This window comes from Caulobacter sp. GW821-FHT10A06 (assembly GCF_059415805.1).
The window spans coordinates 354,726-368,409 of sequence record NZ_JBWKNY010000002.1 but is presented as its reverse complement, the minus strand read 5'-3'; the positions used below and the strand labels follow the sequence as shown (position 1 = coordinate 368,409).

The window sequence follows — 13,684 nt, the reverse complement described above, 5'->3', positions numbered from 1 at the left end:
CGTCAAGGGCGCGCGCTGCGCCACAAGACGACACTTCGGTTTTTCCGAACAATTGGAACACCACCAGAATAGGTCGGTCATGATTTTCATGACGGGGCCGCCGGATGCGCAACACGCTTGACCTCGACAGCCTCAGATCCTTGGTCGCCGGCGTTTCGCTTGGCGCGTTCTCCAAGGCTGCCGCCATGGTTGGCCGCTCGCCCTCGACCATCAGCATGCAGATGCAAAAACTCGAGGCTCAGCTCGGTACTCCCATCCTGCGCAAGGCTGGCCGAGGACTGTGCTGACGCGGGAAGGCCCAAACGCGCTCTACCACCCATGCAGATGGTGGAGGCAGGCGACTGGCCAGAGACGCGACCTGCTACGGAACAGATGTTAGCCCTGTTCGAGATTCACCTGGCGGACGCTCTCGACGAACTCCTAGGCCCGCTTCCAGGGCGCAACGAATACCCCTCCTCCGCTCCGCCTTAAGGAGGAAAAGGAAACTTAGGGAACCTTTGGGAATGCGCGCGCACGTCCGCGACCAGCCGGGGAGCTGGCGCGCCCTGCTGGATTCGAACCAGCGACCGCTCGCTTAGAAGGCGAGTGCTCTATCCAGCTGAGCTAAGGGCGCGCATGCCGGCTAGCCCCGCGAGAGCCCTAGTGGGTCCAGGGCTGCTTGCGGTTGGCCGCGAAATTGTCGGCGTAGGCTTTGATAATCTTCTTGGGGGCCTTCGGCTCGAAGAGCTGGAAGGCGATCTCGTGACGCTGGGCGTAGGCCACGGCCTCGTCGCGGGTCTCGAAGGTCAGGCGAATCTGGCCGTTCATGTCGCTGGACGTGGTCCAGCCCATCAGCGGGTCAGGCTTGCGGGCCGAGGCCGGTTCGAACTCCAGCACCCAGTCCTTGGTCTTGGCCTTGCCGGACTGCATGGCGTTCTTGGCGGGGCGATAGATGCGGGCCAGCATGGACCTTCTCCAAAGTACCTTGCCGGTGGTCGGAGCGGCAGGATTTGAACCTGCGACATCCTGGTCCCAAACCAGGCGCGCTACCAGACTGCGCTACGCTCCGAAACACCGGCAGGCGGCTGCTCTACAGGCGTTTGGCGTGCGGATCAACGAAAGCGTCACGCCTTTGGAAAGATCCTGTGCAAGACGCGATCTCCCGGCAGGATTCCGAGCTGCGCCGCGCGGCCGCCGGCGATCTCCAGCACGCCCAGCACCATGCCGCCCGAGGGCAGCGGCGTCTCGTCGTGCGGACGAGCATTGCGGACCAGCGACAGGATCGTCCCGTTGGGCGCGATGTAGATGATGTCCAGCGGGATCAGCGTATTCTTCATCCAGTAGGCCGCCGGCTGCGGCCGCTTGTAGGTGAAGAGCATGCCCCGGTCGGGCGCCAGGGACTTGCGGAACATCAGCCCCTGCTTCTGCTGGGCCATTGTGGCGGCGATCTCGACCTGGAAACGCGCGCGACCACGGCCGGTGACGATCTCGACCGTCTCCAGCTTGGGCGCGGCCAAGACTTCGCCGCCCGCGCCAACGCTCAGCGTCAGCGCGGCCAGCAAGGCACGCCTGTCGATCATCCGTTCCGCCACGCGCCACCTCACCGAAAGCCAATCCCCATCAGACTAGCTTTCGGAGTCGGGCGGCGGAAGTCAGACGTCTCCGGCCGTGATCTCCGCGACGACCAGGCCCTTGGGCCCGCGCGCGAACCGCACCAGGACGTCATCGCCCGGCTGCAGGTCCTCGAGCCCGCCCCGGCGGAGCGTCTCGATATGCACGAAGATGTCGCCCGGCTCGGCGTCGCGGATCACGAAGCCATAGCCCTTGGTGCGGTTGAACCACTTGACCTTGGCGTGCTCCGGCGGCCCCTCGGGCTCCAGAGCATGGCGTCCGTGACCTTCCCGCAGGGGGTCCCGCCGCGGCGGCCCGTCGGCGAAGGTCCGCCTCTGGCGCTCCAGCGGCGCGGGCGCCGAGGTCTCGTCGAGATTGACCACCTCGCAGACCTGCCAGCCCTTGGGCCTTTTCACGACGTCACACACGATCACCGCCCCCTCCATGGCGGTTTCGCGGCCGCAGTTACGCAGCGACGTCACATGTAGAAGTACGTCCTTCAGCCCGGTCTGGCCGGGATCATCGGGTACGATGAACCCATAGCCCTTACCGGCGTCGAACCACTTCACCCTCCCGCTGATGCGCACGAACTCTTCGTGCGCCGCAGCGTCCTCAAAATCGAAACCAGACATCCCACCCCTCTGGCTTGCCCAATCAGCCCATCGGAGCAAGCACTACGAGAACAGTGTTCTCGCGTGACGAGAGCCGTCAATGACGAAATCACGTCAAAACCGCGTGTGGGTGCGTTCCGCGACATTTCGTCGCAGATACAACACAGTAACAATCCTGAAATACAGCCAGAGATGGCAGTCCCTAGGGGAGTCGAACCCCTCTCTCCAGATTGAAAATCTGGCGTCCTAACCGATAGACGAAGGGACCACATAACCGCCGAAGCGGAACATAGCCGATATGTAGTCCTCGCGGGTGGCAGTCCCTAGGGGAGTCGAACCCCTCTCTCCAGATTGAAAATCTGGCGTCCTAACCGATAGACGAAGGGACCAGCGGCCCCGCGAGGAAGCGGGTGTATAGCCGCGACCTTTGGGGTGCGCAAGCCGCCGAAAACGGATTTTTTCAGTCCGCCCATATCCCGACCTCAGGACGTGTAGCGAGCCCGAGGATCGTTGGCGTCTTCGATCTCCAGCTGGACACCATTGCGCCCCATGTAGTCGTCCGGCTTGAGCTTGCCGACGACGTCCAAGGCCCCGCCGCCAGCCAGCAGGCGCTGACCCAGCGGGGTTTCGGCGCTGCGCCAGCTGATCGCCTTGATGCGGTCGCCGGTCGGGCCGACCAGGTCCATGCGCACGTGACCGCCCTTCAGGGCCGAGACGCGATCGGGCCGAACCTGACTCAGGGCGAACATCGGCTCGGGATTGCCCGGACCGAACGGCGCCAGGCGCTGGAAGTCGTCGAGCAAGGCGCGATTCGCCGCGCGCGGTTGCAGCAGGGCGTCGATCTCGACCGACTCGATTCCCACGGCCTCCATCTCGCCCGCCAGGCGCTCTTCCAGGAAGGCGCGGAACTCGGGGATCGCGTCGGGACGGATCGACAGACCCGCCGCCATGGCGTGACCGCCGCCGGCCATCAGCAGGCCCGCCTCGAAGGCTTCCTGGATGGCCTTGCCCAGGTTCACGCCGGGCTGCGAGCGGCCTGAGCCCTTGCCGACATTGGCGGCGCGATCGACGCCGATCACCACCACCGGCTTGCGATAGCGCTCGCGCAGGCGGCCCGCGACGATGCCGATGACGCCGGGGTGCCAGTCATCGCCGGCCACCACGATCACCGGCGCGTCCGGATTGAAGTTGCTGCCGCGCTCCAGCAGGGCCGCGGCCTCTTCGACCACGGCGGCCTCGACGGCCTTGCGTTCGGTGTTGAGGCTGTCGAGCTCCTCGGCCAGGGCGGCGGCCTCCAACGGGTCGTCGGTGGAGAGCAGCTTGGCGCCGAGGTCCGAGCGACCGATACGGCCGCCGGCGTTGATGCGCGGCCCCAGGATGAAGCCGGCGTGGAACACGGACGGATCGCCCGAACCCTTGCCGACCTCGAATAGCGCCTTCAGCCCCGGATTGGCCCAGGCGCCCATCGCCCGAAGACCCAGCGCCGTCAGGGCGCGGTTGAAGCCGACCAGCTGGGTGACGTCGCAGACCTCGCCCAGGGCCACCAGGTCCAGCCACTGGCGAAGGTCCGGCTGCGGACGATCGTCGGTGAACAGGCCGCGCTTGCGGGCTTCGCGGTTCAGGGCGGCCAGCAGCACGAAGGTCACACCCGCGGCGGCCAAGACCCCCTGCCCGCTCTGGCAGCCCGGACGGTTGGGATTGACCACGGCGGCGGCGGCCGGCGGATCCTCGCGCATCAGGTGGTGGTCGATGACCACGACCTCCAGGCCGATCTCGCCGGCGCTGGTGATGGCGTCATAGGCCGCCGCGCCGCAATCCAGGGTCACGACCAGTTCGGCCCCGCTGTCGCGGATGGTCTTGAAGGCCGCCGGGCTGGGGCCGTAACCCTCGGTCAGGCGGTCGGGAATATAGATGGGCAGCTCGACGCCCATGTAGCGGAACCAGCGGACCAGCTGGGCGGCGCTGGTGGCCCCGTCGACGTCGTAGTCGGCGAAGACCATGGTTGGGCGACCCTGCTCCAGGGCATCGATCAGGATCTCGGCGGCCCGGTCCATGTCGGTGAAGCTGGACGGGTCAGGGAACAGCGCCTTCAGGGTCGGGCGCAGATAGTGTTCGGCATGATCCAGAGTGACGCCGCGCGAGACCAAGGCGCGCGCCAAAGGCTCGGTCAAGCCGTGACGCTGCTGGATGTCGCGCACCACGGCCATGTCGGCCGGACGCTCGCGCCAGGCGCGGCCGCTCAGCGAACGTTCGACGCCCAGGAAGGCGGCAGGAGAAATATCGGTGACACCATCGGCAGGCATCGCTGGAGAGTAGCTGGTCACGTGGATTCGGACCATGCGGCGCGGACACGACAGTCCCGGACGTGGGTTAGCCGGCTTTGGCTTCCGCCCGGATCACTTCCACCTCATTCGCCGAGCCCAGCACCACCGGCACGCGCTGGTGCAGCTTGGTCGGCTGGATGTCGAGGATGTCGATCACCGCCTCGGTCGACTTGCCGCCGGCCCGTTCGACCAGCAGGCTCATCGGATTGGCCTCGTACATCAAGCGCAGTTTGCCGGGCTTGTCGGGCTCGCGCGCGTCCCACGGGTACATGAAAACACCGCCGCGCATCATGATGCGGTGAACGTCGGCGACCATCGAGGCCACCCAGCGCATGTTGAAGTTCTTGGCCCGCGGGCCGTCCTTGCCCTGCAGGCAGCCGTCGATATAGCGGCGCACGGGCGCGGCCCAATGGCGCTGGTTCGACATGTTGATGGCGAACTCGGCGGTGTCGGCCTTGATGGCGATGGCCGGATGGGTCAGCAGCCACTGGCCGTCGGCGTTCAGGGTGAAGCCGTTGACGCCGCCCGACAGCGTAATGACCAGCATGGTCTGCGGGCCATAGACGGCATAGCCGGCGGCGACCTGATTGCGGCCGGTCTGCAGGAAGTCGGCCTCGGCCGGCGCATGATCGGCCGGGGCCGGCAGCACCGAGAAGATCGTCCCCACCGAGACGTTGACGTCGATGTTGCTGGAGCCGTCCAGCGGGTCGAAGGTCACCAGATAACCGCCCACACGGCCGGTGGGCTCGACCTCTTCCAGCTCTTCCGAGGCCAGGCCCGCGACAGCGGCGCAGGCCTTCAGGGCGTCGCTCAGCATGTCGTTGGTGATGACGTCGAGCTTCTTCTGCTCCTCGTCCTGCACATTGGTGCTGCCCGCCGCGCCCAGGCTGCCCGACAGGGCGCCGGAGGCGACGACGCGGCTGATCTGCGCGCAGGTCGTGGCGACCGTCTGGACGACGTCCTTGAGGGCGGCGTCCGCCGGCTCCGCCGCGAGCCAGGCGGCCAAGTCGACAAAGGTGGTCATAGGAACCTCAAAACCAGAAAGCAGAACGGCCGCCTCTACAGGGCGACCGTGACAGGAAGGTCTCAGACCTTACGCTTCATGCGAACTTCGCGGACGGTGCCCGTCGACGAGTTCATCACCAGGGTGTGGGTGTGGACGCAGCCATCGCGGAAGATGACGCCGTCCACCAGCCCGCCGCGCGTCACGCCCGTGGCGGCGAAGATCGCCTCGTCGCGGACGATCTCGTGCAGGTCGTACTTCTTGTCCAGCTCGGTGATGCCCCAACGGGCGGCGCGGGCGCGCTCGTCGCCGTTGCGGAACAGCAAGCGGCCCTGGAACTGGCCGCCGACGCACTTCAGCGCCGCGCAGGCCAGAACGCCTTCCGGCGCGCCGCCCGAGCCGAGGTACAGGTCAATGCCGGTCGAAGGATCGGTGGTGTTGATCACGCCGGCGACGTCGCCGTCCGTGATCAGATGGATGCGAGCGCCAGCGGCGCGGACCTTGGCGATGATGTCGGCGTGACGCGGACGATCCAGCACGCAGACCGTGATCTCGGTCGCGGCGACGCCCTTGGCCTCGGCCAGGGCCTGGATGTTCTCGGCCGGCGACTTGTCCAGGTCGATCACCCCGGCGGGCAGGCCCGGGCCGCAGGCGATCTTGTCCATATAGGTGTCGGGCGCGTTGAGCAGCGTGCCCTTCGGCGCCCACGCCATCACGGTCAGGGCGTTGGGCTGGGCCTTCGCGGCCAGGGTCGTGCCTTCCAGCGGATCCAGGGCGATGTCGATCTTGGGGCCTTTGCCCGTGCCGACCTTCTCGCCGATGTAGAGCATCGGCGCCTCGTCGCGCTCGCCCTCGCCGATGACGATCTCGCCGTCGATGTTCAGCTCATTGAGGGCGTTGCGCATCGCGTCGACGGCCGCCTGGTCGGCGGCCATCTCGTCGCCGCGGCCCAGCATCGTCCACGAGGCGATGGCGGCGGCTTCGGTCACGCGAACGGCGTCCAGGACCAGCGAGCGGTCCAGGGTGTTCGAACTCATCCGTCTCTCCCGACCGCTCCCGGAAAAGAGCGGCCTAGTTCCCAATGTCGCCTTCGACGCCGAGTTTTCCCGGTCGTTTTAGATGCGCGCGACACGCAGAAGGCGGGGACGCTCTAGCACGGTCTGCAGCTTTTCGATGCGGCTAATCGCGTCCAGAAGCTTCGATTCCGGCGTCGCATGCGTAACGAGCACGATCGGGACGCCACCCGCGCCATCGACGGGCTTTTGCAGGAAACTGTCGATCGAGACGCCGCATTCGGCCAGGGTTTCCGAGATCGCGGCGATCACGCCGGGCTCGTCTTTCACCATCACGCGCAGATAGGCCTTGCCCACGGCGCGGGCCGGGTCGATCGGCGTGAACGAGGTCAGATCGCCGGCCGGCGCCTGGAAAACAGGCCGCACGGCCTTGGTCATCACGTCGGCGATGTCGGCGGCCACGGCGGCGGCGGTCGGACCCGCGCCGGCGCCCGGACCTTGCACGAAGATCCGGCCGATGCGCTTGCCTTCGATAAAGAGCGCGTTCAGGGCGCCGCCGGCCTGGGCCAGCGGATGGTCCAGCGGCACCAGCGACGGATGCACCTTCACCGCGACGCCGTCCTCGGACTTGGCGGCGCTGGCGATCAGCTTGATGCGATAGCCCAGATCCTTGGCCAGCTTGATGTCGAGCAGGTCGACCTCGCTGATGCCCTCGATCTCGGCGGCCGCGAAGTTCGGAGCGCAGCCGAAGGCCAGGGCGGCCAGGATGCTGACCTTGTGGCCGGCGTCGAAGCCGCCGACGTCCATGGTCGGGTCAGCCTCGGCATAGCCCAGGCCTTGGGCTTCACGCAGCACGTCGGCGAACGAGCGACCGGTCTTCTCCATCTCCGAGAGGATGAAGTTGCAGGTGCCATTGAGAATGCCGGCCACCGAGACGATGTCGTCGCCGACCAGGGCTTCGCGCATCATCTTCACGGCCGGCACGCCACCCATCACCGCGGCTTCGAACAGCAGCGGGACGTTGTTGGCTTCCGCCAGAGCAGCCAGTTCGGCGCCGTGCTCGGCGATCAGGGCCTTGTTGGCCGTGACCACCGGCTTGCCGGCCTTCAGGGCCGTCTCGACGGCGACCTTGGCCGGACCGTCCGAACCGCCCACCAGCTCAACGAACAGGTCGATATCCGGCGAGGCCGCCAGGGCCACCGGATCGTCGAACCAGGCCAGGTTCGAGATGTCGACCGTGCGCGGACGCGACTTCGACCGGGCCGAGACGGCCGTGACGACCGCCTTGTCGCCGGCCGGCGCGAAGTCCGGACGGTCGGCCAGGAACTGCAGGAGGCCACCGCCAACGGTGCCCAGGCCCGCGACGCCGACGCGCCAGGTCTTGTTCGTCATCTTCGAATCCTTAGGTCGAACCAGCCTACGAGGCCTGTTCCATCTTGTTGTGGGCCTTGGCCAGGATGGAGTCGGCGTTGGCGATGAATTTCTTCACGTTGCGCGCCGCCTGGCGGATGCGGTGCTCGTTCTCGACCAGACCGATCCGCACATAACCCTCGCCGTATTCGCCGAAGCCGATGCCCGGAGCCACGGCGACGCCGGCCTCCTCGATCAGCAGGCGCGAGAACAGCATCGAGCCGGCCTCGCGGTACTGTTCCGGGATCTTGGCCCAGGCGAACATCGAGGCCGGCGGATTGGGGATGTCCCAGCCCGCGCCCTTCATCGACTTGATCAGGGTGTCGCGGCGGCTCTTGTAGATGCCGCGGATCTCGTCGACGCAGTCCTGCGGGCCGTTCAGCGCCGCGGCCGCTGCCACCTGCACCGGGGTGTAGGCGCCATAGTCCAGGTACGACTTCACGCGGGCCAAAGCCGCGCAGATGCGGGCGTTGCCGACCACCATGCCCACGCGCCAGCCCGCCATGGCGTAGGTCTTCGACAGCGAGTTGACCTCGACGGCGATGTCCTTGGCGCCATCGACCTGCAGGATCGACGGCGGCGGGTTGTTGTCGAAATAGATCTCGCCATAGGCCACGTCGCTGATCACCAGCAGATCGTGCTTCTTCGCGAGCGCCACGGCGTCCTTATAGAAGTCCAAGTCCACCCACTGCGCCGTCGGGTTCGACGGATAGGAGAGGATCAGCACCGAGGGCGGCGGCACCGAGTGCTTCACCGCGCGGCTGATATTGGACAGGTACTCTTCCGGCGACAGGGCCGGCACGTGGCGGATAATGCCGCCGGCCATGATGAAGCCGAAGGCGTGGATCGGATAGGCCGGGTTCGGGCAGATGATGACGTCGCCGGGACCGGTCAGGGCCTGGGCCAGGTTGGCGAAGCCTTCCTTCGAACCCAGAGTCGCGATCACCTCGGTGTCGGGGTTCAGCTTCACGCCGAAACGGCGGCCATAGTAGTTGGCCATGGCCTTGCGCAGGCCGGGCACGCCCTTGGAGGCGGAGTAGCGACCCGCCTTGGGGTCACGCGCCGTCTCGATCAGCTTGTCGACGATGTGCTGGGGCGTGGGCATGTCCGGATTGCCCATGCCGAAGTCGATGATGTCGGTCCCCTCGGCGCGGAGGCGCGCCTTGATCTTGTTGACCTCTTCGAAAACGTAGGGCGGCAGACGGCGGATACGGTGAAAATCGGTGCTCATGAGGGCTCTGTGCGCCGCTTCGGCGCTCTGGGAGCGAAAAGTCGGGCATGGATAGACCCCGAGCGGGGTCAAGCCAAGCCAGTTCAAGGAAGATTATGCCTCCGTCGCCCTATTGGGGCTGGGACGGAGGCGCGCTAGCTCGGCCGCGGGCTGCGCGGGCGAAGGCTTCGGTTGCGGCGCGGTCGGCGTCGGTCGGCGCTTGGAAGTCGCCCGGCTTGACGTCGCGGCGCGCCTTGTCGGCGTAGCCTTCGGTGTCCTTGAGTTCCCAGGTGCCCGGCGCGACGGCCTTGGTCAGGGCGTCGCCGGCGCGTTGCTGGTCGACGACGGCGGCGCGAACCTGGTCGGCGTTCGGCACGTCGGTCGGGATCACCGGAATGTCCGAGAACTTGCGGCTTGGCGCCTTGGCCTTTGCGGCGGCGGTCGCCCGCGCCGCGATCGGCGAGCTGGGATCGACCTGCGCGGTCGTGAACGGACTGGCCACGCATGCGGCCGCACCGGCGGCCAGGCCGACGATCAGAGCGACACGTACGATTTTGCGGGTTTCGCCGTTCATTGGTTCTGGTCTTATGCGATGATCGCGGCGAGCGAAAGGCGTTCGACGCCGCTTTTCGCGAACACATTAGGCGGAGGAACTCATGGCCACGGCGAAGGCGGCTCCCAAGGCCCGGAAGAAGGCTTCCCCCAAGGTCGAGACTGCCGAAGCGAAGGCCAAGAGCGCGCCCAAGAAGGCGAAGGCCGAGCCCAAGCCCGAAACCGTCGAGCCGCCGCCGAAGACCGAATCGGCAGGCCCGAAAGGCGGCGGCCAGACGCCCCCGCCCTTCCCGCCGTTCGAGAGCGTGTTGTCGGCCGACCAGTTGAAGATGGTCGAGACCCTATCGGCGAACCTGGCCCGCGCGGCGGTCACCGCCCAGGGCGCGATCGCCGAAGCCGCCCTGCGCCAGGCCGATCGCCCGGCCGCCCTCACCCCGGATCCCTTCCACGTCGCCCCGGCCCTGAACGAGGTGATGACCCGCCTGGCCGCCCAGCCCGATCGGTTGATGCGGGCCCAGGCCGATCTGTTCAGCCAGTACATGGAGCTGTGGCAGTCGACCGCCCGCCGCGCCGCCGGCGAGGAGGTCGCGCCCGTGGTCGCCCCAGCCGCCGGCGACAAGCGCTTCAACGATCCGGATTGGGCGTCGAACCCGATGTTCGACCTGATGAAGCAGTCGTACCTGCTGTCGTCCAACTGGCTGAACGGCCTGATCGCCGAGGTCGACGGCGTCGATCCAGGCGCCAAGCGCCGGGTCGAGTTCTTCACCAAGATGCTGACCGACGCCTTCTCGCCGTCGAACTTCCTGATCTCCAACCCCGCCGCCCTGCGCGAGGTGGTGCAGACCCAGGGCCAGAGCCTGGTGCGCGGCATGGAGAACTTCGCCGCCGACCTGGAGCGCGGCGGCGGCCAGCTGGCGATCAGCCAGACGGATCTGGCCAAGTTCAAGGTCGGCGAGAACGTCGCCACCGCGCCGGGCAAGGTCGTCTACCAGAACGACATCCTGCAGCTGCTGCAGTTCGATCCCAGCACCGACAAGGTCAGCGAGATCCCGCTGCTGATCTTCCCGCCGTGGATCAACAAGTTCTACATCATGGACCTGCGACCCGAGAACTCGATGATCCGCTGGCTGACGGGTCAGGGCTTCACGGTGTTTGTCGCCTCGTGGGTCAATCCGGACCAGAAGCTGGCCGCCAAGACCTTCGAAGACTACATGCTCGAAGGCATCTACGACGCCACCCAGCAGGTCATGACCCAGTGCGGCGTCGATCGGGTCAACACCGTCGGCTACTGCATCGGCGGCACGCTCCTGTCCGTGGCCCTGGCCCACATGGCAGCGCGCGGCGACAAGCGGATCAATTCGGCCACCTTCTTCGCCGCCCAGCAGGACTTCGCCGAGGCCGGCGACCTCTTGCTGTTCACCAACGAGGAATGGCTGCAGTCGATCGAGCAGCAGATGGACGCCGCCGGCGGCTTCCTGCCCAGCCAGTCGATGGCCGACACCTTCAACGCCCTGCGCGGCAACGACCTGATCTGGTCGTTCTTCGTCAGCAACTACCTGATGGGCAAGGAGCCCCGGCCGTTCGACCTGCTGTTCTGGAACGCCGACCAGACGCGGATGCCCAAGTCGCTGCACCTGTTCTATCTGCGCAATTTCTACAAGGACAACGCCCTGACGACGGGTCAGCTCAGCCTGGGCGGCGAGCACCTGGACCTGTCGAAGGTCAAGACCCCGATCTACGTCCAGTCGTCCAAGGACGACCACATCGCCCCGTTCCGCAGCGTCTATCGCGGCGCCAAGGCGTTCGGCGGGCCGGTGACCTTCACCATGGCCGGCTCGGGCCACATCGCCGGGGTGATCAACCATCCTGACGCCAAGAAGTACCAGCACTGGACCAACGAAGGCCTGCCCAACGATGTTGGCCAATGGATCGCCGGCGCGACCGAGCATCCGGGCTCCTGGTGGCCGCACTGGGCCGAGTGGTTGCGCTCGCGCTCGGGCGACGAGGTCCCGGCCCGCGATCCTACCAAGGGCAAGCTGAAGCCGCTGGAGAACGCCCCCGGCAGCTTCGTCATGGTCAAGTCCCAGGCCTAGAGCACCCCGCTGGCATAGACCTCCTCGAACACGTCGGTCTCGACCCGCTCGACCAGCAGCTGGATGCGCTCCAAGTGGGCCAGCCGGCGTGGGTCACGGGCAAACGCCAGCACGTCCAGCGGGTCGTCGAAGGTGGTGATCACCACGACGACCTCCCCAGCCCGCAGGCACCGGACGCCGCGCAGGCCGGCGACACGGCCCTCCAGGCGGCGATGCTGGGCCGCCTGCGCCGCCAGCAACGCGTCGAGCATGCCCGACCTGGGATGGATCACGCTGATCGACACGGCCGGCGCGGCCGGCTCCAGCACCTCGACCAGGCGAACGGCGGACGCGCGCGGCGCCATCAGATTTCTCCCACCGCATAGGCTTGCGTGAAGGCCCCGGCCTCGGAGGTCTCGATCAGCGGTCGGACTCGGGCGATGTGGTCGGTGAACATCGGATCACGGCGGAAGGCGTCGGCCTGCTCGGCGCTGTCGAACACCGAGATCAGCACCACGCCATCGTCCGAGCGAAACAGCCGCGCGCCGCGCAGGCCGTCGACCTTGCCCCGCACGCGCTGGTGCTGCTCCAGCTGCAACGCCATGAAATCCTCCAGGCGTCCGGCCTTGGGGCGGATGACGCTGATGCTGATGACTGGGGCGGTGTTCATGCGGGCTCCTTGGCGCTGTTGCCTGTGAGGGAGCCTTCCCCGTACAACCTCAACCAAAGTTGAGGTCAAGCACCGATGTCGACATCTCCTTCGCCTCCGACCTTGAGCGTCGGCGAGGTGGCCAAGCGCAGCGGCGTGGCGGTCTCGACCCTGCACTTCTACGAGGCCAAGGGCCTGATCCGCAGCCTGCGGACCGAAGGCAACCAGCGGCGTTATCCCCGCGCGGTGCTGCGCCGCGTGGCGCTGATCCGGATCGCCCAGCGCACAGGCATCTCGCTGGTCGAGATCAAGACCGCCCTGGATCACCTGCCCCAGGATCGCGCGCCCAGCGCCGACGACTGGCGCGCCCTGTCGGAGTCCTGGCGGGCCGAGCTGGACCTGCGCATCCGCCACCTGACCGGTCTGCGCGACCAGATCGACAGCTGCATCGGCTGTGGCTGCCTGTCGCTGAAGGAGTGCCCGCTGCGCAACCCCGGCGACGTCATGGCCGGCGCCGGGGCTGGCCCGCGGGTGCTGATCGACGACTGAACACACGAGCGACCAACGTTCGCCCAAAAGTCGCCACGAGCACGGCGGAGCTTCCGCCCATGCTCACGCTCGACCGCCGGACAGCCCTGGGGATGTTCGCCGCCTCGCCCCTGATGGCGAGCGCGGGGTCGAGCCTCGCCCTGATCCAGAATTCGGGCCTGAAGCTGGCCGCCGCCGCCCGCGAGCAGATCGGCGTCACGCTGGACTACGATCCCAGCTACCGGTCGATCGGCTATCCGAACGGCGACGTGCTGCGCACCAGCGGCGTCTGCTCCGACGTCCTGATCCGGGCGGCCCGCGACGCCTGGGGCATCGACCTGCAGCGGCGGGTGCACGAGGACATGGTCCGCGCCTTCGAGGCCTATCCCTCGCGCCGCACCTGGGGCCTGAAGAAGCCGGACGCCAATATCGACCACCGGCGGGTGCTGAATCTCGAGACCTTCCTGGCCCGCCAGAACGCCGCCCTCGCCTTCCCCTCGGCGCGCCTGCTGGGCGGCGACGCCTTCAAGAGCCCGCAAGCCGGCGACGTGCTGACCTGGCGCCTGGCCGGCGGCGGTCGCCCGCACCTGGGCGTCGTCGTCGACGACTTCGGAACCGTGCGAGTGGCGCACAACATCGGCTCCGGCGTCCGTGAGGAGCCGCTGTGGATGTTCAAGCTGCACAAGCCCGCCGGCCACTATCGCTGGCGGGTCTAGCAACGA

14 protein-coding genes, 4 tRNA genes and 1 pseudogene are annotated in these 13,684 nt (G+C 67.2%); 4 read left to right on the top strand and 15 right to left on the bottom strand.

Annotated elements, in window-relative coordinates:
• The first annotated feature begins 104 nt into the window (after positions 1 to 104).
• Positions 105 to 287: a LysR family transcriptional regulator gene (locus tag AC07NF_RS05715; protein WP_492810158.1), complete on the top strand. Its 183-nt coding sequence runs from the start codon at positions 105 to 107 to the stop codon at positions 285 to 287.
• 249 nt (positions 288 to 536) lie between these two features.
• On the opposite strand, the gene AC07NF_RS05710 is transcribed toward AC07NF_RS05715, so the two are convergent.
• The 13 genes and pseudogenes from AC07NF_RS05710 to AC07NF_RS05650 form a co-directional block, all read right to left on the bottom strand.
• Positions 537 to 613 (bottom strand) — tRNA-Arg (locus tag AC07NF_RS05710).
• Between the two features lie 26 nt (positions 614 to 639).
• The gene (locus tag AC07NF_RS05705) at positions 640 to 945 is read right to left on the bottom strand and encodes an ETC complex I subunit (RefSeq protein WP_295111623.1); all 306 of its coding nucleotides are present in this window, start codon (positions 943 to 945) and stop codon (positions 640 to 642) included.
• Positions 946 to 971: 26 nt separating this feature from the next.
• A tRNA-Pro gene (locus tag AC07NF_RS05700) sits at positions 972 to 1,048 on the bottom strand.
• Positions 1,049 to 1,103: 55 nt separating this feature from the next.
• Positions 1,104 to 1,705 (bottom strand): annotated as a pseudogene (locus tag AC07NF_RS05695) (DUF192 domain-containing protein).
• Positions 1,632 to 2,222: a stationary phase survival cold shock domain protein CspD gene (gene cspD, locus AC07NF_RS05690; protein WP_492810154.1), complete on the bottom strand. Its 591-nt coding sequence runs from the start codon at positions 2,220 to 2,222 to the stop codon at positions 1,632 to 1,634. Before cspD ends, AC07NF_RS05695 begins: the two are co-directional and overlap by 74 nt.
• A gap of 172 nt (positions 2,223 to 2,394) precedes the next feature.
• Positions 2,395 to 2,469, bottom strand: a tRNA-Glu gene (locus AC07NF_RS05685).
• A 46-nt stretch (positions 2,470 to 2,515) separates the two neighbouring features.
• Positions 2,516 to 2,590 (bottom strand) — tRNA-Glu (locus AC07NF_RS05680).
• A 93-nt stretch (positions 2,591 to 2,683) separates the two neighbouring features.
• Entirely contained in the window at positions 2,684 to 4,504 is a 1,821-nt protein-coding gene (recJ, locus tag AC07NF_RS05675) for a single-stranded-DNA-specific exonuclease RecJ (protein ID WP_494628279.1), read from the bottom strand.
• A 67-nt stretch (positions 4,505 to 4,571) separates the two neighbouring features.
• Complete coding sequence (locus AC07NF_RS05670) at positions 4,572 to 5,549, bottom strand: class 1 fructose-bisphosphatase (RefSeq protein ID WP_494628281.1); 978 nt, start codon at positions 5,547 to 5,549, stop codon at positions 4,572 to 4,574.
• A 62-nt stretch (positions 5,550 to 5,611) separates the two neighbouring features.
• Entirely contained in the window at positions 5,612 to 6,565 is a 954-nt protein-coding gene (gene glpX, locus AC07NF_RS05665) for a class II fructose-bisphosphatase (RefSeq protein WP_494628283.1), read from the bottom strand.
• A gap of 78 nt (positions 6,566 to 6,643) precedes the next feature.
• Positions 6,644 to 7,933: a homoserine dehydrogenase gene (locus tag AC07NF_RS05660; protein ID WP_492810146.1), complete on the bottom strand. Its 1,290-nt coding sequence runs from the start codon at positions 7,931 to 7,933 to the stop codon at positions 6,644 to 6,646.
• A gap of 25 nt (positions 7,934 to 7,958) precedes the next feature.
• The gene (locus AC07NF_RS05655) at positions 7,959 to 9,182 is read right to left on the bottom strand and encodes an LL-diaminopimelate aminotransferase (protein WP_494628286.1); all 1,224 of its coding nucleotides are present in this window, start codon (positions 9,180 to 9,182) and stop codon (positions 7,959 to 7,961) included.
• A gap of 109 nt (positions 9,183 to 9,291) precedes the next feature.
• A complete protein-coding gene (locus AC07NF_RS05650) occupies positions 9,292 to 9,735 on the bottom strand; it encodes a hypothetical protein (protein WP_492810144.1) in 444 nt (147 codons plus the stop codon).
• A gap of 82 nt (positions 9,736 to 9,817) precedes the next feature.
• Between AC07NF_RS05650 and AC07NF_RS05645 the strand changes: the two genes are divergently transcribed.
• Complete coding sequence (locus AC07NF_RS05645) at positions 9,818 to 11,806, top strand: class I poly(R)-hydroxyalkanoic acid synthase (protein WP_494628288.1); 1,989 nt, start codon at positions 9,818 to 9,820, stop codon at positions 11,804 to 11,806.
• Here AC07NF_RS05645 and AC07NF_RS05640 read toward each other — a convergent pair.
• Positions 11,803 to 12,150, bottom strand: coding sequence for a hypothetical protein (locus tag AC07NF_RS05640; RefSeq protein ID WP_494628290.1), 348 nt, complete (start codon positions 12,148 to 12,150; stop codon positions 11,803 to 11,805). The two genes, AC07NF_RS05645 and AC07NF_RS05640, sit on opposite strands and share 4 nt — an antisense overlap.
• Positions 12,150 to 12,455, bottom strand: a complete 306-nt coding sequence (locus tag AC07NF_RS05635; protein WP_494628292.1) for a putative quinol monooxygenase — start codon at positions 12,453 to 12,455, stop codon at positions 12,150 to 12,152. The genes AC07NF_RS05640 and AC07NF_RS05635 overlap by 1 nt, the downstream gene beginning before the upstream one ends.
• 75 nt (positions 12,456 to 12,530) lie before the next feature.
• Here AC07NF_RS05635 and soxR point away from each other — a divergent pair, with 75 nt between their 5' ends.
• Together soxR and AC07NF_RS05625 are read left to right on the top strand one after the other, a co-directional pair.
• Positions 12,531 to 12,983: a redox-sensitive transcriptional activator SoxR gene (soxR, locus tag AC07NF_RS05630; protein ID WP_494628294.1), complete on the top strand. Its 453-nt coding sequence runs from the start codon at positions 12,531 to 12,533 to the stop codon at positions 12,981 to 12,983.
• Positions 12,984 to 13,042: 59 nt separating this feature from the next.
• A complete protein-coding gene (locus AC07NF_RS05625; RefSeq protein WP_494628296.1) occupies positions 13,043 to 13,678 on the top strand; it encodes a DUF1287 domain-containing protein in 636 nt (211 codons plus the stop codon).
• Positions 13,679 to 13,684: the final 6 nt, after the last annotated feature.

Excerpts from the sequence above, each read along its gene's own strand:
- soxR (WP_494628294.1), top strand. The coding sequence starts at position 12,531 with ATGTCGACATCTCCTTCGCCTCCGACCTTGAGCGTCGGCGAGGTGGCC.
- AC07NF_RS05705 (WP_295111623.1), bottom strand. The coding sequence starts at position 945 with ATGCTGGCCCGCATCTATCGCCCCGCCAAGAACGCCATGCAGTCCGGC.
- AC07NF_RS05625 (WP_494628296.1), top strand. The coding sequence starts at position 13,043 with ATGCTCACGCTCGACCGCCGGACAGCCCTGGGGATGTTCGCCGCCTCG.
- AC07NF_RS05635 (WP_494628292.1), bottom strand. The coding sequence starts at position 12,455 with ATGAACACCGCCCCAGTCATCAGCATCAGCGTCATCCGCCCCAAGGCC.
- glpX (WP_494628283.1), bottom strand. The coding sequence starts at position 6,565 with ATGAGTTCGAACACCCTGGACCGCTCGCTGGTCCTGGACGCCGTTCGC.
- AC07NF_RS05640 (WP_494628290.1), bottom strand. The coding sequence starts at position 12,150 with ATGGCGCCGCGCGCGTCCGCCGTTCGCCTGGTCGAGGTGCTGGAGCCG.
- cspD (WP_492810154.1), bottom strand. The coding sequence starts at position 2,222 with ATGTCTGGTTTCGATTTTGAGGACGCTGCGGCGCACGAAGAGTTCGTG.
- AC07NF_RS05650 (WP_492810144.1), bottom strand. The coding sequence starts at position 9,735 with ATGAACGGCGAAACCCGCAAAATCGTACGTGTCGCTCTGATCGTCGGC.
- AC07NF_RS05670 (WP_494628281.1), bottom strand. The coding sequence starts at position 5,549 with ATGACCACCTTTGTCGACTTGGCCGCCTGGCTCGCGGCGGAGCCGGCG.
- AC07NF_RS05715 (WP_492810158.1), top strand. The coding sequence starts at position 105 with ATGCGCAACACGCTTGACCTCGACAGCCTCAGATCCTTGGTCGCCGGC.
- AC07NF_RS05655 (WP_494628286.1), bottom strand. The coding sequence starts at position 9,182 with ATGAGCACCGATTTTCACCGTATCCGCCGTCTGCCGCCCTACGTTTTC.
- AC07NF_RS05660 (WP_492810146.1), bottom strand. The coding sequence starts at position 7,933 with ATGACGAACAAGACCTGGCGCGTCGGCGTCGCGGGCCTGGGCACCGTT.
- recJ (WP_494628279.1), bottom strand. The coding sequence starts at position 4,504 with ATGCCTGCCGATGGTGTCACCGATATTTCTCCTGCCGCCTTCCTGGGC.
- AC07NF_RS05645 (WP_494628288.1), top strand. The coding sequence starts at position 9,818 with ATGGCCACGGCGAAGGCGGCTCCCAAGGCCCGGAAGAAGGCTTCCCCC.